Genomic DNA, 21112 nt, shown 5'->3' with positions numbered 1-21112 from the left:
GTTTTATCTGTTGCTGTAAGAAATTATTTTAATTAAAAACTGAAAAGATCATTAATGCGCAACTAAGTGCAACGTTCCTGTACAAGTCAGAAGCATATCGATGATCGAAAACAGATTTATGGAGAACTGCAATTATGGCCTTAACTTCGCCAATGCTAATTACATTTACGATCTATATTCTGGGTATGCTTTTTATTGGCTATCTAGCTTATCGCTCAACAAAAAACTTTGATGACTATATTTTAGGGGGACGACGGCTAGGCAGTGTAGTGACTGCGCTTTCAGCGGGCGCTTCAGATATGAGTGGATGGCTATTAATGGGATTACCTGGTGTAGTTTTTTTCGCTGGTATTTCTGAAAGTTGGATAGCTATTGGGCTCTGTTTAGGTGCATGGCTAAACTGGCGTTTAGTTGCAGGGCGTTTACGTTTGCAAACTGAAAAAAATAATAATGCATTAACGTTGCCTGATTATTTGACATCTCGCTTTGATGATAAAAGCAAAATGCTACGTATCATTTCAGCATTAGTTATTCTTACCTTTTTTACTATCTATTGTGCGTCTGGTGTGGTTGCTGGTGGAATGCTATTTGAATCAACCTTCCATATTCCTTATCACGAAGCAATGATTTATGGTGCGCTTGCAACAATTGCCTATACTTTTTTAGGTGGCTTTCTTGCCGTAAGCTGGACTGACACTGTTCAGGCAACACTCATGATTTTTGCTCTGATCCTGACACCGATTATTGTGATTTTCTCCATTGGTGGCATTGATACTTCTATTGCAATTATTAAAGCTAAAGATCCGTCTTATCTTGATATGTTTAAAGGTCTTGATTTTATCGCCATTATCTCTTTATTGGCGTGGGGATTAGGTTACTTTGGGCAACCTCATATCTTAGCGCGTTTTATGGCCGCAGATTCAAATCAAACAATTCGTAAAGCACGTCGTATTGGTATGACGTGGATGATCCTTTGTTTGGGTGGCACCGTTGCAGTTGGGTTCTTTGGTATTGCTTATTTTGAAATGAATCCGGCACAAGCAGGGGCTGTAACGGCGAAAAATGAACGTATTTTTATGGAATTGGCTTCACTGCTCTTTAATCCGTGGATTGCAGGTATTCTGCTGTCTGCTATTCTGGCTGCGGTAATGAGTACATTAAGCTGTCAATTATTAGTCTGTGCAAGTGCGTTAACAGAAGACTTATACAAGCCTTTCATCCGTAAAAGTGCAAGTCAAAAAGAGCTGGTTTGGGTAGGGCGTGGCATGGTGTTATTAGTTGCTATTATAGCGATTTTCTTAGCTCGTGATCCTAATAATAAAGTTCTCGATTTAGTAAGTAACGCATGGGCAGGATTTGGTGCTGCTTTTGGCCCTGTCATTCTTATCTCTGTGATGTGGAAGCGTATGACACGTAATGGTGCTTTTGCAGGGATGTTGATTGGTGCTTTAACTGTATTGGTGTGGATGCAATATAAATGGTTCGGGTTATATGAAATTATTCCTGGTTTCATTTTTGCCTCTATCGCGATTGTTGTTATTAGTTTAATGGGCAAAGAACCAAGTAAAGCAAATCAACAGCGCTTTGACGAAGCAGAATCACTATACCGTAATACATAATCGTTAAGATACTTAATATAGAGTTTGGAAGTAAAGGTCACGGAGCTAAATAAAGTGACCTTTATTTTTTGATAACAGGGCACATTTAAAAGGAAGTTAATAAAAGCTAACTTATTCATAATATTCAAATTTATAATATACTACAGCTGTACTGGTATCGATTAATTTGCCACGTTGTTTAATGGTACTAACCATATCCCACATCACACAATTATTATATTTATCCCATTCTTTACATGTTTTATCATACTCCCGAATATCATCGTATAAGCTCGTATATATCTGTATATGTTGTAATATTTTTCCATCTTCGCCATAACGCAATTCTGACATGACATCATTATTATTATTTATTGTTTTTAATAAGCGGCCTTGTTCATCATAATGATAATAAAAGACATTTCCTTTATTATTAGAATTAGAGTCAATAATTGTTGATAATATAATTTTATTATCTTGGTATGAAAATTGACTTCTATCTATACCCATTAATGAACCATCATTGTCATAAAAATAAGATGTTTTTCCTATTAACTGATTTTGCTTGTTTTTATTATAAAATTCACTGAGGTAGAGAGTATGAGTTCGATGGCGGTTTTTTAATTGGTATATCTGTTTTATATTATCAGGTGATGGCATTCTTAATAGGTTAGTCTCAATGTTTTCATGGATATATTCTTGTGTAGAGAAACTGTATTTAGTGAGAAAGCCACATTCATCAAATTCAGTTTCACCTTGAAATGCTTTTAGTCGACCTTTCTCAGGTAACTTGCTGGTGATGTTAATTGATTTTACTGGGCCATATGTAAAGTTAATTGTAATGAATGCGTTATTAGCGATATTTATCTGTTTTTGTGATTCATCACAAGAGATCTGTATCGCAAAAGCAGAGGGAGTAATAAAAAGTGTGCAGAGAGAAAAAATAAGAATTAATGGTAATTTCATGTAATGAGCCATCTTAAATTTTTATTAAAGGAAAACACTCACAGAGCATATCATCATTAATTGACCTAGGTAGTTTTACATAAATTATTTTTTAATGAAAGTATCATAGAAGAGTATTTAGTATGTGCAGAAAAATATAGAGTAAATATATTAAAATAAATCTATTTTTGATGATGTTAAATTTTCTCACTCAAAAAAAGTGAGTTTTCAATCTAAATATGATTATTGATAAATGATTTATCAAATAAAGGATTGTGTCATTACTATCAATTTATTTTTTACCAAGTTACTCTTGTTTAAAACATTTTATGGAATTGTTAATTGTAATCTAAAAATAATTGAGTAGCTTTACAATTAATTGATTTTTAATAAGTCTTTCTATTTTATGGTTTTTTTGTATTTCTTTGTAGGTAAGATGTTAAATAAAATAATGAGCAATATTTTTGGTAAATTTGGATAAATAAAATAATACACAGTTAATGTAATAAGTTATCAAAAAAAGAGTATCGATATAAGTAACAGCGATTTTACTGCATAAAAAGCGTTGTTTTTAACAATATAAGATCCTCAAATTGAGATTTCTTTATCCAAAAAAAACAATAAGTTATTCATAATATTCATATTCATGGTAAACAGTGGCAGTGCTAGTGTCGATTAATTTATCATCTTTTCTTACTTCGCTTACCATATCCCAGATTAAGCAATTATTATATTTATCCCATTCTCGACAGGTATTGTCATATTCTCTTATATCATCATATAGACTGGTAAATATTTGCATTTGACGTAAAATTTTACCGTCATTTCCATAGTGATATTCTAAGGTAATCTCATTATTATCAATCGCTTTTAAAAGACGTCCTTGCTTATCGTAGTGGTACTGAATTGAATTACCTTTATTTTCAGCAGTAGATCCAACAATAGTTTCCGCTACAATTTTATTATCTTTGTAAACAAGCTTAGTAAAATCAGTCCCCATCAGGGACCCATCATCATCATAGAAATAAGATGTTTTATCTATCAACTGATTTTGATTATTCTTTCCATAAAATTCAACCAGATAGAGAGTGTTTGATCTATGACGATTCTTTATTTGATATTTATACTTTAGGTTGTAAGGCGTTGACATTCTTAAAAGATTAGTTTCAATGTGTTCATGAATATACTCTTGTGTAGAAAAATCATATTTAGTCAAAATTCCACATTCATCAAATTGAGCTTCTCCCTGAAAAGCTTTGAATCGTCCTTTTTCTGGTAATTTACTGGTCGTTGTGATTTTTTTTATTGGCCCATAGTTAAAATCGAGCGTAATAAACATATTGTTGGCTTTGTTGACCTGTTTTTGTGATTGATCACAAGAGAGGGGCGTAGCAAATGCAGGTAATGTAATAAAAAGTGTGTATAGAGAAAAAATAAAGAGTAATGGTAATTTCATGTAATGGGTCATCTTAATTTTATTAAAAGAGAACATGCTATAAGAACATATTCATCATTAATTGATTTAAGTAGTTTTACACAAATTGTTTTTTAATGAAAGTATCACTCAATTTAATTGTAGATAAATAATAGAGAAGAAAATATAAAAACCAGTCTATTTTTGATAGTCTGATTTTTATATTGATAGTTTATTCTGGGAATAATAAAGTATCTTTATATTATTCGTAGTAAGTAAATTCGTTATGCAGCACCGCTTTACTGTAATTAATCATTTCATCATCAAATTTTATAGTGCTTTCGAGTTGCTCTTTTGTACAGTTATCAAATTTATCCCATTCAAGGCAGGTAGAGATAAAAGCTTTATCTTCGCCATTCATTCCTTTTATATAGTTTGCTTGTTTGATAACTTTCCCTTGATCGTCATATTGGTACTCAACGTTTATTTTTTTATCTTCTGTGACTAAACGTAGCCTTCCTTGTGGATCATAAGCATATTCGGTTGTAAAAACCTCTTCAGAAGAGGTTGATGAATGTGCGATCTCTTTAACGATACGTCCTTCTTTATAGTCGAATTGGCTAGTGAGTGTATCTATCAATTCTCCATCATTAGCATAGTATTGAGTGATCTTTTTATTGAGTCGATTTTGCTGATCTTTACTATAGCTTTCCTGCATATATATAGAATGTGAACCATAGGAATTTTTTAGTTGGAATTGATACCGAATAACTAAAGGATTATCAGGAGTTGTTCTTATCAAATTAGTTTCTATGCTGCCTTCAATGTATTCCTGCATTGATGTGCTATCTTTTAGTAAGTTTCCACACTCATCAAGCTGAATTTCTCCTTTGAGCGCTTTAAAACGACCATCATTTGGCAATGTACTTGTCATCGTGACTGATTTCACCGGGCCATTAAAGGAACTGAGTAACATAATTGTAGTATTGGAAATGTTTGTTTGTTTTTCAGCATCAGTGCATTGTGTTGAAGCCGCGATCGCAGAAAATGAAGAAAATGCATATAGTGAAAGAGAGAGAAGGAATAATTGTGATTTCATAAGTCCGTCCATGTATATACTTGTCATACTTTAAGCTACAGCGTTATTGCTTGCGTTCATTCGTACTAGTCACATACTGATGTATGCTCCCAGCGACTTATTCATTTATCGCCTAGCTGTAACTTGAATTACTTAGAGTCTCTGTTTGTATATATTCAAGTTGTTACAAATTTTTAGAGTATAAGTAGTGCATAAAATAGAGGTCTAGTATAGAGAATTGGTTTACTAAATAGTATAGATAAAATCTTATATGATTAACCGACATATAAAGTGAATGATATATGTTGTACGATCAAAACTGTTTTTGGAGCATTAAGATGTCAAACGTATTTTCTTTTATGACTGATACCGCAACGCTGGCCGTTTTTGATTTACAAGCGATCCAACATCGAAAATCAGATACAGCAGATTGGTGGAGCATACCTGAAGATGAGTTAGATGAAATGAATAAAGGTAATATTGCCTTTATTGATATAGGCAATGATGGTTTTTACACAATTAATCTATGCGACAACATTGAAGATGCGGATGTGAAGGTAAATATAAATTGTCCATCAGGTGAAATTTTTATTGGTGCAGGAGAGGATACAACTGGCGGTGATTTAGAGCCTGATGATCCTGAATATCGCTCTGGAAAGATTATTTTTTTGCCAACAGGTAATTATGAGATTTCAGTAAAAAAGAAAGATGATAATTTATTAATTGCTTTCAAGAAAAGTAAAGTAGGGACAAACTTACTCAACAGTGTATTTTATATTTAATAAATGTAGTTGACGATAATTAATCAATAATAATTTAGTAATTAGTTAAATTTTAAATAAGGTTTTAGTGAATTACTTTTAATTACACCTCATTATCAGATGAATATCTTATCTCTATCCTCCATTTTTCAAAAAAATAACTGATTAATCTTTCAGCGAGGTTATATTCAAATATGATCTTGAATTTAATATAAAAAGCACACTAAAAAATAGTGCTTTTGTCGCCACTTTCTTTCAGATACAAAAAAGCCACTTATTTCTAAGTGGCCTATCTGCCTGATTTCTCAGCGTAAAATTGGTGGGTCGTGGGAGGCTCGAACTCCCGACCAATTGATTAAGAGTAGTATTTATACCACTGTAAAATCAATAAGTTATAAATAAAAACAATGAGTTAAATATAAATAAAGATAAATAATGATCATTGTTCCTTTTCTTGTGCGACACTTTTGCGACACTCGCTGTTGTAATATGCATCGGCGGCCATTTCTTCGGATTCTGATGGTGTGACTAGCCTTTCGCAATATTCAGGGATTTCATAGAATGGATAAAAATCATCTACTTCTTTCGCTATTTCAGGATAATTTCTTTTTGAGTACATATAGCAAGCAATCATAAATCTTAATTCATTATCAAAACATCCTAAAACCATAGATTTAGCTATTTGATGTGTTTTATTATTTTTATCTATTTTATTTATTGATTTCAACAATACAAAAAACATTTTACTTAAACCATCAAATATATTCATATCTTTGTGAGCGTAATAGTTTACAGCATAGTCGAAGATAATATCTGAATTATTTATTTCTTGTGTTTTAAAATTGTCATTAATTGATAACCTTAACCTTGATAAACATTGTATTATATCTAACCTTGTTCCTTCTGATGATGAAAATGTGTTGTTTTTTATAATGTGATTGATTGTATTTATTAACAATGTAATTTCATTTATAAAGTCTTTTTCTTCTTGTTTCCTCTTTTGTTCTTTATATTGTTTTATAGATTCTTTATTTCCCGCATGCATTATAATTGCAGTGAGTGTAAGAGCTATTATACTTATATATGTTAAAGCTAGATTTATTATTATAGATAGATTGGACCAATGAGATATGCTGTGCTCATTAAAATAAACATTGTCTTTATTAGTTAAAAATATTTTTGATATTATGAGAATAAATATAATATTGATAATTACAAAAACACAGATATATATATTTTTTTTATTCATGATTTTTACTCAAAGGATTAAATTTTACAGCATCTTCTAAATGCTCTGGAGAGAAATGAGAATATCTCATAGTCATTTTGATATCCGTATGACCGAGAATTCTTTGTAACACAAGAATATTGCCACCGTTCATCATAAAATGTGATGCAAATGTATGTCTTAATACGTGTGATGATTGTCGGTGAGGTAATTCTATACCTGTTCTTTTCATTGCCATTCTGAATGCTGAATAACAAGGGGTAAATAAAGCACCACACTTTTTAGGGATTTCATCGTACAAAGCTTTACTTATAGGTACTGTTCTATTGCGTTTGCCTTTTGTTTTAGTAAACGTAATTTTATAAGGTGTAATTTGTCGCCCTGTTAAACTTTCAGCCTCAGACCATCTTGCACCTGTTGATAGTGCAATTTTCACAATTAATTCCAAATCTTTAGCCATACTCTGGCGACAAGACTTTAATAGCGATTCTATTTGTTGCTGTGAAAGAAATGCCATTTCTGATCCATCAGTACGAAATGAACGAACATTCTTTAATGGATTATCATCTTTCCACTCACCCAATCGATGCAACTCATTAAACATAGCGCGAAAATAGGCTAGTTCAAGGTTTGTTGTTCGTGGAGCAACGGATTTGATCCTATCGACACGAGTAATTTTTCCACTTAATCGCTTTTCACGATAAACAGAAAATAACTTAGCATTAAACTCTGTTGCTAAAGGTTCGCCCATTGCTTGGCAACCGAATAACATCATTTGCTTTCGGCTTCCACCATCAGCTAATGTAATACCATGAGCACGAAACCAGATTTCAACCAATTCAGACAATAAACGTTTATCTTCTGTTTGTTCAAGAACGTAACGTTCAAATGAAATAGCTTCACCTTTTGTGGTGAATACTTTTCTAATTCGTTTACCTGTTCGACCGTTAGGGTAGCTCTCAACTTGCCAACGAGCATCTGGTTGTTTAGTTATCAACATAAGAGAAAATCTCTCCGCAATTTTCAACTAATTTCTGGTACATAGAATCATATAAGAGATATTCTTCTTTTAATCTGCTTTTATTAGAATTATCCTTTAAGTATAGATCCATAGCACTTGCTATACCGTTAACTTGAGCGATTGATGTAGTACCTAAATATATAGGATTGTTACTGTCTATTTTGTTTGCTAATGATCCATATTTATCTTTGAGATCTTCGAGTTTGTTAGGGTAATAATTTTTATACCATGTATGGTAATAGTTATATTCTCTAGGTTTATCATCGGAATCCATACCAAAAAGAAAAATATCGTTCATCAATGAATATGAATCTCTAAAAGCTTCTTTTGCAATATCACATTCACTCATTTTTGCAGATACATTTAGAGATAATAACAATCCGATTGTTAATGCTAGATATTTCATCATTAATACCTTTCTTACTGATTTTCAATAATAGTAATTACTCGACCGTTAATTCTTATATCAGAAATTTCACAATCAAAAGCCATTCCAATATCTGAAACTCTAATGCGTTGCATAGGCATTCTAGTCAGTTCTCTAATACTATTTTTTCCATCAATTTCGATGAGCCATTTTCCATCGAAAACATCGTTATATTTTTTATCAATAATGAAGTAACTATTTCCATCTTGGATAGATATTGGCTCTGATAGTAAAAGCGATTGATTGGGAAAAATTACTTTATCAAACATGATATGATCTGAAGGGATGAGTTGTCCGTTTTTTAGTTGAAAGTTAGGAATTTTTAAGTTGTCTAGTTTTTCATAATCAAAAGGTTTTCCATTACCTGTCGCTAACCATTCAAGGCTGACTCCTGTTTCAGCAACACATCTGACAGCTAAATCAGCAGGAAAAATATCCCTCTTATATCTTCCAGCTAAACTGCTAGATGCCATTTCTAGGTGTCGAGCTAGCATTATTTTAGAGCTGAATCCATAAGCTTCTATTATGCGATCCAATATTGGAGCACTAGCCCCAACCATTTCTAGGTGAAATTTTCCCATGTATATACCACTCTTGTCGTAAAAACTACAAAATAACTTTGATATGTAGCTAAATACGAAATAGGTTGGCCTTGGTTTGTAGTTAAAAGCGATTGTTATCGAGTAGCATCGAATAAAACCTAATATGGGATTTTGCCTTATGCATCCTAATATTACAATCAACATAAACACGCCTTATTTTACAATTGACGCGTTCAGCACATTTTAAATCAACCATTCGCGACATGATCGCAGAGGGATGTTTACCTGTGCGCACTAAGTCAACAAATTATTACTATCCTTGTTCGTCAATATATCCATTTCTACGTTATTTAATGGATCTCATCGATAGCGTGCAACTGCGCGCACATAATCCCACGAAATAAAATCATTTATGATGTAAAACGCACAAATCCGCACCCGTCTGCATAATTTGGATCTAAAAATTATTTCAGTTTGAATTTTTTACAAAACATATTGCGAGAGAGTGTGGTGATTGGATTCTTTGCGTAGGCGTCAAATAGAAATGATTAAGAAAATTTATTTTTGAGATGCTTGGTTAACATAGAGTGGATGTGAATGGATTATCTGGCTTTATTATTTTTAATGGTTTTTTATTCTATTTGTTTTTTATTAATTATTAAATTTATTACGATTAATTATTTTTAAATAAAATCGACAACTTTCGGCTTTCGGAAGGGAGAGATAAAAACTTGTGCGATACTTTTGCGACACTCAGCTATAAAAACAAAAAAGCCACTTATTTCTAAGTGGCCTATCTGCCTGATTTCTCAGCGTAAAATTGGTGGGTCGTGGGAGGCTCGAACTCCCGACCAATTGATTAAGAGTAGTATTTATACCACTGTAAAATCAATAAGTTATAATTTTTTCAATAAGTTAGAAAACGATAAAACATGATTATTCATGGTTGTTCTGGTCTTCTGTCGCCACTTTGTCGCCATCAAGATTTATAATGAGCTTTTCTAAATTAGGTAAATAGTCTCCGACTTTTTTTTCCAAAAGTAATATAGTAAATAATTCATGTAGTGAAGAATGAATTTGACTTAAATTATAAGTAAAACCCAGTAGGTGAAAATATAAATCATCATAGTAAATGTTATTATTAAGTTTAATACTTTCATCGAACTTAGTTTTTAATTCTCTATTCATTTGCTTTAACTCATCAACATAAGATGATACTAAACCAGTTTCTTTTGAAAGGTTACTAACTATACCTAATAACGCATTAAGATCATTAAGGATATCATTTTTAAAGTGTAATGAAGTTTCATAACTTTTAATTTTATTAGTGAGCTTATTTATAGCATCGATTCTTTTTTCAACGGAAGAAAAATTATTTTTATTTACAATATCAATGTAGTTATCAAAAATATAAAAATAATCATAAATAACATTAACATTGGTTTTATTAAAAAAAGCTAGTTTTTCTAGCCTTCCAATAATGAAGTTTCTTCTTGCAATATAAATATCAACTTTATTTTTTTCCTCTGTGGCTTCTATTTGTTTAGCTGTTTGAATTGAACGATGTGCGCTAACGACAAAAGCGCCTAATATTGGTGATAAAGCTAAAATACCTAGTGAAAACTTATGTATGTTTAAAAAATTATTAAATCCAGTAGCATCCCATTTAAATGGATAATCCCAACCCAAAAGGAAAATAAAACATAAACTCGAATATAAAGGAAATAGGATAGCAAACCAAAAAAGGCCTTGTTTGTGTAAACCATTCTCATTTAGGATAATTTTATCGAGAAAATATTCTTTTAAAGGACGAGATTCTTCTTTATTTTTAAGTAATAAAAATAAAAATAAAAATAAAAATAGAAAGGCACAAGAAATGTAAATTAAAATAGTCATATCTTCAATTTAACCAAAGGATTAAACATCAGCGCATCATTTAAATGCTCTGGGGCGAAATGCGAATATCGCATAGTCATTTTAATATCGGTATGACCTAATATCCGCTGTAAAACTAAAATATTACCGCCTGACATCATAAAGTGTGAGGCAAAAGTATGTCGTAAAACATGCGATGATTGCCTATGAGGCAATTCAATATTGGCTCGTTTTATTGCTGAACGAAAAGCAGAATAGCAGGGCGTAAATAATTGGCCTTTACGTTTCGGAATTTCATTAAACAACTCTTCTGATATAGGTACAGTTCTATTACGTTTACCTTTTGTTTTGGTAAATGTAATTTTGTAAGGAGTAACTTGTGAACCGGTTAAACCTTCAGCTTCTGACCAACGCGCTCCAGTAGAAAGCGCAATCTTGACAATAACAGATAAGTCTTTCGCTTTACTTTTATCACATTCTTGTAGCAGTTGGATAATCTGTTCATCAGAAAGAAACGCCATTTCTGATTCATCAGTACGAAATGAACGAACATTCTTTAATGGGTTATCATCTTTCCACTCACCCAATCGATGCAACTCATTAAACATAGCGCGAAAATAAGCTAGTTCAAGGTTTGTTGTTCGTGGAGCAACAGACTTGATCCTATCGGCACGAGTGATTTTTCCACTTAATCGCTTTTCACGATAAACAGAAAATAACTTAGCATTAAACTCTGTTGCTAAAGGTTCACCCATTGCTTGGCAACCGAATAACATCATTTGTTTTCGGCTTTCACCATCAGCTAATGTAATACCATGAGCACGAAACCAGATTTCAACCAACTCAGACAATAAACGTTTATCTTCTTTTTTGCCTAGCCATGGCTTATCTTCTGTTTGTTCAAGAACGTAACGTTCAAATGAAATGGCTTCGCCTTTTGTGGTGAATAATTTTCTAATTCGTTTACCTGTTCTGCCGTTGGGGTAAAGCTCAACTTGCCAACGACCATCTGGTTGTTTATTTATTGCCATCGCTATCTATACCAACTACATTTTTTAACCAATCATGAAAGTAGTATTTTTTGTGTCCATCAGTTGCCATCATTGTTTGAATGTTTCTGACAGAAAAAGTTCTTTGTTCATTTCTTACATGACAATAACCAGCTATATACTCATCACCATAACCATTCTTTTTGTATTGATTTATATCTACGGTTCTTCTAATTTTTCCTGAATTAGACAAATAGGTAAATGTAGTTTGAATAGGAGGAAATTCGGCTATTACTTTAATTTCCTTAGCTTTATATCTAACATCTTTCGCATATTCAAAAAGTTCATGCAAATCTAATTTTAATTTCTTTTTACAAAGGTCTTTAAAGTCATATCTTGATGACCCGATAGTTATTGCTGTAATGATTTCTTTCTCAGGAATATAAGTTGCTTCACCAGTGTTGGGGTCTGTGAGCTCTAAATAGAATTCACCATCATCATATATATATAATCGTGTAAATATGCCATAGACTTTATCAGTTTTATCTCTGATTCTAAACGATGCTTGATTAGTTATACCTTGCCATAGAAGAGATTTACCATTTTTCATAACAAAAGTTTTTACATCATCAGCAATAACAGTCCTTGTTTTATCTTCTGTATGAATACTTCCGGCTATCTTAGGTAGTTCTATTGATTCTTTTGTCTGGATATCAAAATTGGTGTCATGGAGTGTTTTTATTTCTTTATTATGAGAGTTTGTATTTTCTGTAGATATATTTGTTTTTATTGTAGTGTTTTTCTTATTGAAAAACCAAATGCGTGATAAACCTATAATTAACGCACCATTAACAACTAACATAAATATAGATACACCTTTATTTTCTATTTCTGGCGAAAAAGTAAGACTTAAACCAGTAATAAAAAATAAAGTTAGAAATAAAAGTATTAATATTTTTAGCACAAAAAAAATCTTTTTCATTATGAAAATCCTTATCTAGTTACTGATTTTCAATAATAGTAATTACTCGACCGTGAATTTCTATATCAGAAATTTCACAATCAAAAGCCATTCCAATACCTGAAACCCTAACGCGTTGCAGAGGCATTCTAGTCAGTTCTCTAATGCTTATTTTTCCATCAATTTCGATGAGCCATTTACCATCGAAAACATCGTTATATTTTTTATCAATAATGAAGTAACTATTTCCATCTTGGATAGATATAGGCTCTGATGGTAAAGGGGATTGATTGGGAAAAATCACTTTATCAAACATGATATGGTCTGAGGGGATGAGTTGTCCGTTTTTTAGTTGAAAGTTAGGAATTTTTAAGTTATCTAGTTTTTCATGGTTAAACGGTTTGCCTTCACCAAATGCTAACCACTCTAAATTAGCACCTGTTTCATACATACAACGTACAACCATATCAGCAGGAAATATATTTCTTTTATATCTCCCAGATAAGCTACTAGCAACCATATTGAAATGTTGAGCGAGCATTATTTTTGATGAAAAACCATAAGCTTCTATGATTCTATCTAAAACCTCACCACTGTTATCACATGATATAAAATCAAATGCACTATTCATTCATATCTTCCTGAATTCGTGTTAGACAAAGTTTGATGCTATTTTTGTATTGACGTTTCGTCTCATGTGAAGTAATCTCTCTTTAGTATCTTTGTTTTACACGAACAAAACTGAATAGCATCGAATTAAACTGAATAGGAGATTTTGCCTTATGCGTCCTAATATTACAATCAACATAAACACGCCTTATCTTACAATTGATGCATTTAGCAAATGCACTGGATTACCTAAATCAACCATTCGAGACATGATTTCTGATGGACGTTTGCCTGTACGCGCTAAATCAATTGATATGAAACGAGGAAAAGTATTAATCAATATGCTTGCCCTTTATACAGATGCATCAGAAGGTTGTAATCTTTCATTTCAACCGAATTTATAAGGTCAGTCTTTCGTATTTTGAGAATAAACACCATGTTTGATTATCAGGTTTCCAAACAAGCGCAATTTGATAATGCATGCCGTGCTTTCGCAAATACCCATAAAGGGGATTTAGTGCAAATAGCTGAAAGCATCGGCATGAACGCCCAAATGTTGCGTAACAAGTTAAACCCTGAACAACCGCACCAATTAACGTGCATTGATTTAATGAAACTGACTGATGCAACTGAGGACGCCTCTATCCTTGATGGTGTCTTAGAACAAATGCAATGTCAGCCGTCAGTGCCAGTTAATGAAGTGTGTGATTCTAATGTACCTACTTATTTACTAACGGCGGTCGGTGAAGTGGGGAAGTTAGCAACAAATACAGTTTCAGGCGGTAATTTAAATAATGCACGTGTCGCTGACTTTAAACGTTCTGTTAATACAGCAATTCGTTGTTTAACGTTGGCAGGCATAACACTATCGGCAAGATTACATACTAATCCGGCGTTTGCCTGTGCAGTGGATGCAGTCGCTAATCTTAGCCCATCAATGATGTGAGGTTTTAAAATGAAATTAAATTCATTACAGCTTCAACAACACAAATATAAATTATCAAGTGATTCATTTAAAAATGAAAATAACAATTCTATTTATATTGTTAGTCTCATTTTATTTATGGGTTATTTATTAATATCAGCTTTAAGTTAATTAAAGAGGTTATTATGTATCAGAATCAAGTTGAAAACGAACAAAGAGCTTTTCATATTCCAGTTGCTCAACGTGTTGATGGATTAAATCATACCGCTAAATTACGTTCTCGCCATTTTGGTTTACAAAATGAAGAATTAAAGCGCTTCTTTTTTGATATGCGCGATAGATTTGATGATTGTTATCAAGAAAATAAAAAATTCTTAGGCGTCATTTTATATATGGCAGGTATTCCCAAAGAAAGACATGATTTAAATTTTGAAGATTTTAAAACATCGGAAATATTCGACATTATTAAAGCTATTAATCATATCAAAGCCGTTACGGCATTATTACCTAAACAATTAGCATTACCGCAATAATTAATTAAACCCAAAATAAAAATAAATGGCCTTAATAGGTCAGGGTTTTTTACAACCTAAATAAAGGAAATATATTATGAGAACATCAATACCAACCCCCGTTTTTATGCCTGCGAAAATTGCTAATAACGAACACGCTCTTGTTTTAGATTCCACATTAGCGTTGGCGCGTAACGAACAAAAGCAAGTCTGTGCGGATAGATATGCTTCCCGTATTCGTAAACTGTCTAGTTTAATTATTCAAAATAAAATGGATTACGCCGACGTTGCTGAACTGTTGGAAAGTGAAGCATCAGAGCTAGAACGTCAAGCGCAAGAACTGGTTTGATATGACTAGTGCGGTGGAGAATAACAGCGACGTATTTATCTCAATGCGTCGCCAAAAAGAAGAATTTCAGCCAGGGCTATCGCCAAAAGCGTCCTTGGCTGAACGCATTATGTATGATGCAAACCCGTTTGATATTGAATTCCGTAATAGCATCTTGGGTAATGTGCCCGATTCATTGGCGATTTATTTTGCTACCCGATATTCAAAAATATTTAAAAGTGGGAAAAAAAATAGTAGGCGTCTTGCTAATACATTTTTACGCAAATTTGCACAGAATGTATTACCAAGATACAACCTTGTTTTATCAAAGTATCAATTTGATGGTGTTACATCAGGTTATGATTTTTTCCCTGAAAAATACGTCGAACAAATTTCTAACCTACACACGTTAGACCGTGGAACCATCAAAGAGCTGGCGAACGGTATCGCCCGCTATCTTACATCTACATTTACTGAATTTTGCCAACGTGCTGATTATGAGAATGAATCAGACGGGGCTAAGTTCGGCTACAAGAAAATAAGTAAGATCACTTCACAAATAGGCACTGTGCCACCGTACTGGAAGCAGTTCACTCAAGGGCGTGGAATAACAGAAGGGCAAATGTTATCAGGCTTATTACGCATGATGTCTGATAAGTGGTGGTATGGACGTTTAAAGCGCATGCGCGATTTGCGTGCTGAACATTTGGCTATTGCAGTCGGGCAAGTGCAAAAAAGTGCTTCCCCTTATATATCCCGTCGTGCTTTACATGAGTGGACAGAGCAAAAAAAACGTAACTGGGATTACATTAAAAGTTTCGATTTAATCAATGAAAATGGTGATCGTGTTTCTCTTGAAGAAATGGTATTAGCCAGTGTTTCTAATCCTGCCGTTCGCCGTTGTGAATTGATGGTGCGTATGCGTGGGTTTGAAAACATGGCTAATGAAATGGGCTATGTTGGTGAGTTTTATACCCTCACAGCCCCATCAAAATATCACAATGCATACAGTAAAGGCGGTTTCATTGAACAATGGAATGGCGCATCCCCTCGTGATGTTCAGAAATATCTTTGTAAAGTCTGGTCAAAAGTTCGCGCTGAATATGCCCGCGAAGGAATCCGTCCATTCGGCTTTCGTGTCGTAGAACCTCACCATGATTCAACTCCCCACTGGCATTTATTGTTATTTGTTCATCCTGATCACGTTGCAACGTTGAGACGAATTTTTGCGGAATATGCCCGCGAAGAAGATGCTTTTGAGTTAAAAACCAAAGAGGCAAAAGAAGCCCGTTTTTATGTTGAACCTATTGATAAAGAAAAAGGTTCCGCAACGGGCTATATCGCTAAATATATTTCTAAAAATATTGATGGTTACGCAATGGATGACGAGATAGATGATGAAACGGGACAGAAATGCAAAGACATGGCTAAAGCGGTTTCAGCATGGGCGAGCTTACACCGCATTCGTCAGTTTCAGCAAATTGGCGGTGCTCCGGTGTCGGTTTGGCGTGAGTTGCGTCGCTTGCCAGGTGATGAGCAAATTCTAGCAACGGAAGATATGGATAATGTGCGTTTTGCGTCAGATGTGGGCGATTGGTATGCCTACACCGAGTTACAAGGTGGTGCAACAGTAAAACGCCAAGATTTAACCGTGAGACTTTCTTATGAAGTCACGGAAATGGGGAACGAATACGGCGAAGATGTAAAAAAAATTAAAGGGGTTTACTCACCGCTTGCGAGTGAGGACTCTTTTTATCTTACCCGCACCGCTAAGTGGGAACTGGTCGCCAAAGAATCCACATCTGTTAAAGGGAGTGGTTTGGCTTTTGATGGCGCGATTAGCGCCCCTTGGAGTTCTGTCAATAACTGTACGGGGGAAACCCGGACGATTAACGATGAAGAAAAGGGGGTAACGGAAATTTTAGATAATTTCAGGTCAATCGGGCATGAAATAACCCTAGAAGATGCCAAAAAAATGAGAAATGGGTCGGGAATAGTCATTGATGATATTGCATTTAGAAGTTTTGACGATGGTTCTTTGATAAGAACGGGTACAACACAACTGAAATATCGTCAATTTCACGAAAGAAAAGACCGTATTTTTAATAAAGTGAATAAATTAAGGGGAATAAATGTATAGATATTGGGTTTTATTTTATTTATTGATATCAATAGTTCTTTTTATATACAGAACTATAAAGTCTAAAAAAAGCTATCATGAAAAATATAGCTTAGGTTCAGCGATAGATTATTCCATGCTATGGCCATTTTATATTTTGATAGCATTCTATTTTTTCCTTGCAGATAAATATCGTAAATTTATTGGTATGAGCGAGGATAGGTAATCTATGAATGTGCAATAAGTAAATATATCTCACATTATTATCACTTAGGGGTTCACAAAAATCATAAAGTTATTATACTGTTTATTCATACAGTATTCTTTAAGGGTATGATAATGACAGATAATATAAAAAGCATGGAAGCATTTGAAAGAATTGCACTTATCGCAAAAGTAGGCAGTTTTGATTCTTTCACATCACAGGAAAAAGATATCGTTTTATCATTAATATTTGAGTTAGCCGACAATGCCAGAGTGGACTTATTGGAAAAAAATAAGCCACACAATGTGGCTCAATAATTTAAGCAATGGGCGCTTTGAGTAAATCAAGCGCCATTTGTTTATTATCCGGTAGCAGTTTATCAATCATTTTATTCACGTCTTTCGCACTAGGGCTTAGCGTGTGACTAAAAGTGACGTTTAATACGAAAGTCATTCCGCATTCTAAGTCTGTGCATTGACAATAAAGGTCTGCAAATTGGCGATGTTTTCTATTTGTTGTTCTTATGATTGCCTTTTCACCGCATGCGGGGCAGAGGACTTTCATCACTTTCATATTCCGAACTCCAAAATAATCGAACTGACGTAATTTTACCTTTTTTTGTCTCATTCTGCACCCAAACGGTCGTTATCTTTCTTAAAATTGATATGCAAATGTGATGGTATTTCAGGATCACTATTGACGGCATTCTCAAACATGCGTTGCACAGGGATAACTTCATCTTGTCGATAGGCTTCGCGGGCTTTTATTGGGTCACCCAGTCCGCCAACATTACCAGGAATAATCCCCGCTAAACCTGCGGGGAAGCGGTGCGCGGTTAAAATATCTTGAGCACTGATATTTTTGACATTATTAAATTCATCATTAGCCGAAATATCCCCAATCGGCATAAATTTAATCCCTTCGGGATCACCATTGGGAATATGTACAAACATGGTGGAAAAGTTACCAATGCCTTTGCTTTGTTCTAAGTTTTGGATAATTTCTTTTTCGACTTCATCGGTCAGTGATGGGTCATTACAATAAAGAACGCCACCTGTATGGGCACCGTTGTGATAATAGCGACGACGAAATATGGTGGCTTCACTGTTAAGTAAAGAAGCATGAATACCACCGATATAATCGGGAATACCATAAACCTGTTGTTGTGGGTCATATTGTTTAATAAAAATCACATCTTCAGGGGGATAAATTAACGGTTCACCTTCTTGTAGAATAACAAAACAATCATCTTTACGGCGTCGCATAAATAAAGAGGGTAATACGCATAGTTCAACCACTTCCCCCCAGTAATTACGCACTTTTAAAATGGCCGTATCACCAAAAATCAGGTAATTCATAATCGACGCTTTTAAGTCTTCATGGGTTAATCCGCCATGAATAAAATCAGCCAATATCATATTTTGGCGAGCATAGAGAACGCCACCATGTTGTGCATTGAGATTAACTAATTGTGCTAGGGCAATACGCTCAATGGGTAAGATATAATGGTCATAATCATTGTCGTACCAGATATTTTGATATTGGGTCTGTGTCGTCAAAATGGGCTCGGGTTTACCCAATGTGATAATGCTCATTTTTTTTCGGCTAGTAGAAACTGGCTCAATCTTCCTTGATTTTCTCTTTCCCATTTAGGCAACCTTTTTCTTGATGAAATATTTAGATTTATTTTGTTTATCAGTATTTAACGGTTCATTTATAGCACCGTGAGAAATAGCCCAAAAACTATCGGCATGACCTGTTTCCATACTACGGTCAGCCACAAAGGTCATGGCACCGCCCTTGCTAGTTGTGTCTCGACGAATAGCCAAAAAACTGGCGGTGATTTCTTTTTGCTCCCTATCCCATTCGATACGTTCTTCATCGACTAAATCGACCATTTTTAAAACGAGTTGGGTTTTCATGCTAAGGCTGTAACGAATTTCCATCGTTTCGCGTGGCGCAAAATCTTGCACCATCTCATAGACACCATGACCTATACCTGTCGTATCAATGCCGATATGGGTGAAGCGATAACGCCCATAAAGTTCTTGGATTTTTTTGGCTTGATGTTTCCACGCCATACCTTGCCAGTAATAAATAGCCAGAACACGGAACCTCTCACCAGATACAGAGGGCGGTGCTAAAATAGCAAACGCGGAAGTATCACCAGAACGGGCAGGGTCATAACCGCCCCAAACTTCCCGATCACCAAATGGTCGAGGTTCATCAGGAAAGTGATCTTCCCATAATCCCACATCAACCCAGCATTTTTCTAAATCGTTATATTTAAATACCGATGCGCCACTATCCACAAAGACACACATATACAACATATTGAATGTATCTTTGTTATAACGATTGCGAAGTTTTTCGATTGATGCCAGATTAAAACCGCCTTTAATCGCATCTTCTAGCGTAATGACATAACGCCATTGCTCATCAGGACAATCGCGTCCACCGTCCTGCATTTCTTTAAATGTAGGGAATTTGATATTTTTACGGGCTTTTTCTGTACCGCGCCACTCGTCACCTGTCCAAAACGGGTATGCGGGATGGGTTTTTGAGCTAGGCGTAGAAAAATAGGTGGTGCGCCATTTATCATGGGTTGCCATTGCAGAGGCAACTTCATTTAAATGTTTAAAGTTCGGTACCCAAAAATATTCGTCACAATAAAGATGGCCAGAATAACTTTGGGCAGTGTTTTTATTGGTGGATAAAAAGCGCAGTTCTGCGCCATTGCTTAAACGAATGGGGTTACCAGTTAATGTCACACCGAAAAATTGCTCTGCAATATTGACAATATAGGAGCGGAAAACCTCGGCTTGCGGTTTTGATGCTGATAAGAAAATTTGCGGGTCACCTGTGAGCACCGCATTTTCCAGCGCTTCAAATGCAAAATACCAAGTCGCTCCGATTTGGCGTGATTTCAAAATATTACGAATAGATTTTTTAATGTTATTGCGTAAATGTTTTTGATAACCGAATAGATTTTTATCAGCAAATTGCTGAAATTGTTCTTCTGTTAATTCGGAAATATCATTTTTACGATAGCGTTTTTTCTTCCTTGGTTCGCCATCGTCAAACTCATTGTCATTTGAGTAGCCAGATTGATTTTGTGCTTTTGCCTGTGCCAGCTTCTCGGCGTGTTTATTTTGTTGTGCCATCAATTTGATATGATGGTTAATTAAACGGTCTAACTCCTCTTGTTCAAAAACGGTCTTATTATTTCGCTCACTGAGCAAAATAATGCGTCGATTAATCGCATCTAAAACCGATTCATGACTGAGCAAATCCTGCCAATTCCCTTTTTCAGCCCAGTAGTAAACGATCCGCCGATTCGGCAAATTAAGTTCGGTTGCAATTTCTGCAGGAGTATAGCGTCGCAAGTACAGCGATTTCGCTACTCCTATTAATTCATCTGAATATCGTGAGTTCGTCATAATGTAAAACATTATGCCGAGTCACAGCCTATCTGGCGTTGCCACAAATTTGGTTATGCGCCATATCCAAATTTAACCATTCGCCCACCTGATGGAATTTCGCAATACTGTTACCTCAAACGGAATTATCGAAAG

22 protein-coding genes are annotated in these 21112 nt (G+C 34.4%); 8 read left to right on the top strand and 14 right to left on the bottom strand.

What is annotated here, in order from left to right:
• The first annotated feature begins 134 nt into the window (after nucleotides 1-134).
• The gene (gene putP / locus DK866_RS03765) at nucleotides 135-1619 is read left to right on the top strand and encodes a sodium/proline symporter PutP (RefSeq protein ID WP_109407791.1); all 1485 of its coding nucleotides are present in this window, start codon (nucleotides 135-137) and stop codon (nucleotides 1617-1619) included.
• Nucleotides 1620-1730: 111 nt separating this feature from the next.
• Here the strand turns inward: putP and DK866_RS03760 are convergent, their stop codons facing one another.
• The 3 genes from DK866_RS03760 to DK866_RS03750 all read right to left on the bottom strand — a co-directional run bounded on the left by DK866_RS03760 (nucleotide 1731) and on the right by DK866_RS03750 (nucleotide 5056).
• Nucleotides 1731-2564, bottom strand: a complete 834-nt coding sequence (locus DK866_RS03760) for a hypothetical protein (protein WP_109407790.1) — start codon at nucleotides 2562-2564, stop codon at nucleotides 1731-1733.
• A gap of 604 nt (nucleotides 2565-3168) precedes the next feature.
• Nucleotides 3169-3999: a hypothetical protein gene (locus tag DK866_RS03755; RefSeq protein WP_109407789.1), complete on the bottom strand. Its 831-nt coding sequence runs from the start codon at nucleotides 3997-3999 to the stop codon at nucleotides 3169-3171.
• A gap of 220 nt (nucleotides 4000-4219) precedes the next feature.
• Complete coding sequence (locus tag DK866_RS03750; protein WP_162556972.1) at nucleotides 4220-5056, bottom strand: hypothetical protein; 837 nt, start codon at nucleotides 5054-5056, stop codon at nucleotides 4220-4222.
• 317 nt (nucleotides 5057-5373) lie between these two features.
• On the opposite strand from DK866_RS03750, the gene DK866_RS03745 reads away from it, so the two are divergent.
• Nucleotides 5374-5817, top strand: a complete 444-nt coding sequence (locus DK866_RS03745) for a DUF6386 family protein (protein ID WP_109407787.1) — start codon at nucleotides 5374-5376, stop codon at nucleotides 5815-5817.
• Nucleotides 5818-6235: 418 nt separating this feature from the next.
• Here the strand turns inward: DK866_RS03745 and DK866_RS03740 are convergent, their stop codons facing one another.
• The 8 genes from DK866_RS03740 to DK866_RS03705 all read right to left on the bottom strand — a co-directional run bounded on the left by DK866_RS03740 (nucleotide 6236) and on the right by DK866_RS03705 (nucleotide 13470).
• Nucleotides 6236-7045, bottom strand: coding sequence for a hypothetical protein (locus tag DK866_RS03740; protein WP_109407786.1), 810 nt, complete (start codon nucleotides 7043-7045; stop codon nucleotides 6236-6238).
• Nucleotides 7038-8024 (bottom strand): phage integrase, encoded by a 987-nt coding sequence (locus tag DK866_RS03735; RefSeq protein ID WP_109407785.1) that lies wholly within the window; start codon nucleotides 8022-8024, stop codon nucleotides 7038-7040. Before DK866_RS03735 ends, DK866_RS03740 begins: the two co-directional genes overlap by 8 nt.
• The gene (locus DK866_RS03730) at nucleotides 8011-8451 is read right to left on the bottom strand and encodes a hypothetical protein (RefSeq protein ID WP_109407784.1); all 441 of its coding nucleotides are present in this window, start codon (nucleotides 8449-8451) and stop codon (nucleotides 8011-8013) included. The genes DK866_RS03735 and DK866_RS03730 overlap by 14 nt, the downstream gene beginning before the upstream one ends.
• Nucleotides 8452-8465: 14 nt before the next feature.
• Nucleotides 8466-9053 carry a phage repressor protein CI gene (locus DK866_RS03725; RefSeq protein WP_109407783.1) on the bottom strand — a complete coding sequence of 196 codons (588 nt, stop codon included), beginning with the start codon at nucleotides 9051-9053 and terminating at the stop codon, nucleotides 8466-8468.
• A gap of 897 nt (nucleotides 9054-9950) precedes the next feature.
• Nucleotides 9951-10910, bottom strand: coding sequence for a hypothetical protein (locus DK866_RS03720; protein ID WP_109407782.1), 960 nt, complete (start codon nucleotides 10908-10910; stop codon nucleotides 9951-9953).
• Nucleotides 10907-11920: a phage integrase gene (locus DK866_RS03715; protein WP_109407781.1), complete on the bottom strand. Its 1014-nt coding sequence runs from the start codon at nucleotides 11918-11920 to the stop codon at nucleotides 10907-10909. The genes DK866_RS03720 and DK866_RS03715 overlap by 4 nt, the downstream gene beginning before the upstream one ends.
• Nucleotides 11907-12860 (bottom strand): hypothetical protein, encoded by a 954-nt coding sequence (locus DK866_RS03710; RefSeq protein WP_109407780.1) that lies wholly within the window; start codon nucleotides 12858-12860, stop codon nucleotides 11907-11909. Before DK866_RS03710 ends, DK866_RS03715 begins: the two co-directional genes overlap by 14 nt.
• Before the next feature lie 19 nt (nucleotides 12861-12879).
• Nucleotides 12880-13470 (bottom strand): phage repressor protein CI, encoded by a 591-nt coding sequence (locus tag DK866_RS03705; RefSeq protein ID WP_109407779.1) that lies wholly within the window; start codon nucleotides 13468-13470, stop codon nucleotides 12880-12882.
• Between the two features lie 151 nt (nucleotides 13471-13621).
• Here DK866_RS03705 and DK866_RS03700 point away from each other — a divergent pair, with 151 nt between their 5' ends.
• From DK866_RS03700 to DK866_RS03670, 6 genes are all read left to right on the top strand, one after another.
• Nucleotides 13622-13852 carry a regulator gene (locus DK866_RS03700; protein ID WP_109407778.1) on the top strand — a complete coding sequence of 77 codons (231 nt, stop codon included), beginning with the start codon at nucleotides 13622-13624 and terminating at the stop codon, nucleotides 13850-13852.
• A 32-nt stretch (nucleotides 13853-13884) separates the two neighbouring features.
• Nucleotides 13885-14394, top strand: a complete 510-nt coding sequence (locus tag DK866_RS03695) for a phage regulatory CII family protein (protein WP_109407777.1) — start codon at nucleotides 13885-13887, stop codon at nucleotides 14392-14394.
• A 164-nt stretch (nucleotides 14395-14558) separates the two neighbouring features.
• Nucleotides 14559-14906 carry a DUF5347 domain-containing protein gene (locus DK866_RS03690; RefSeq protein ID WP_109407776.1) on the top strand — a complete coding sequence of 116 codons (348 nt, stop codon included), beginning with the start codon at nucleotides 14559-14561 and terminating at the stop codon, nucleotides 14904-14906.
• Nucleotides 14907-14982: 76 nt separating this feature from the next.
• Complete coding sequence (locus DK866_RS03685) at nucleotides 14983-15234, top strand: DUF2732 family protein (RefSeq protein ID WP_049212279.1); 252 nt, start codon at nucleotides 14983-14985, stop codon at nucleotides 15232-15234.
• 1 nt (nucleotide 15235) lies between these two features.
• Entirely contained in the window at nucleotides 15236-17353 is a 2118-nt protein-coding gene (locus tag DK866_RS03680; RefSeq protein WP_109407775.1) for a replication endonuclease, read from the top strand.
• Between the two features lie 318 nt (nucleotides 17354-17671).
• Nucleotides 17672-17854 carry a hypothetical protein gene (locus tag DK866_RS03670; protein WP_036907243.1) on the top strand — a complete coding sequence of 61 codons (183 nt, stop codon included), beginning with the start codon at nucleotides 17672-17674 and terminating at the stop codon, nucleotides 17852-17854.
• Nucleotide 17855: 1 nt separating this feature from the next.
• Here the strand turns inward: DK866_RS03670 and DK866_RS03665 are convergent, their stop codons facing one another.
• Genes DK866_RS03665 through DK866_RS03655 form a run of 3 tightly spaced genes read right to left on the bottom strand, consistent with a single transcriptional unit; the run spans nucleotide 17856 to nucleotide 20977 of the window.
• Nucleotides 17856-18164, bottom strand: a complete 309-nt coding sequence (locus DK866_RS03665; RefSeq protein ID WP_036907246.1) for an ogr/Delta-like zinc finger family protein — start codon at nucleotides 18162-18164, stop codon at nucleotides 17856-17858.
• On the bottom strand, nucleotides 18161-19186 hold the full coding sequence (locus tag DK866_RS03660; RefSeq protein ID WP_109407774.1) for a phage portal protein: 1026 nt from the start codon (nucleotides 19184-19186) through the stop codon (nucleotides 18161-18163). The genes DK866_RS03665 and DK866_RS03660 overlap by 4 nt, the downstream gene beginning before the upstream one ends.
• Nucleotides 19187-20977, bottom strand: a complete 1791-nt coding sequence (locus DK866_RS03655) for a terminase large subunit domain-containing protein (protein ID WP_109407773.1) — start codon at nucleotides 20975-20977, stop codon at nucleotides 19187-19189.
• Nucleotides 20978-21112 lie beyond the last annotated feature (135 nt).

This window comes from Proteus genomosp. 4 str. ATCC 51469, assembly GCF_003144375.1.
GTDB lineage: Bacteria > Pseudomonadota > Gammaproteobacteria > Enterobacterales > Enterobacteriaceae > Proteus.
This window is presented reverse-complemented; position numbering and strand designations above follow the sequence as displayed.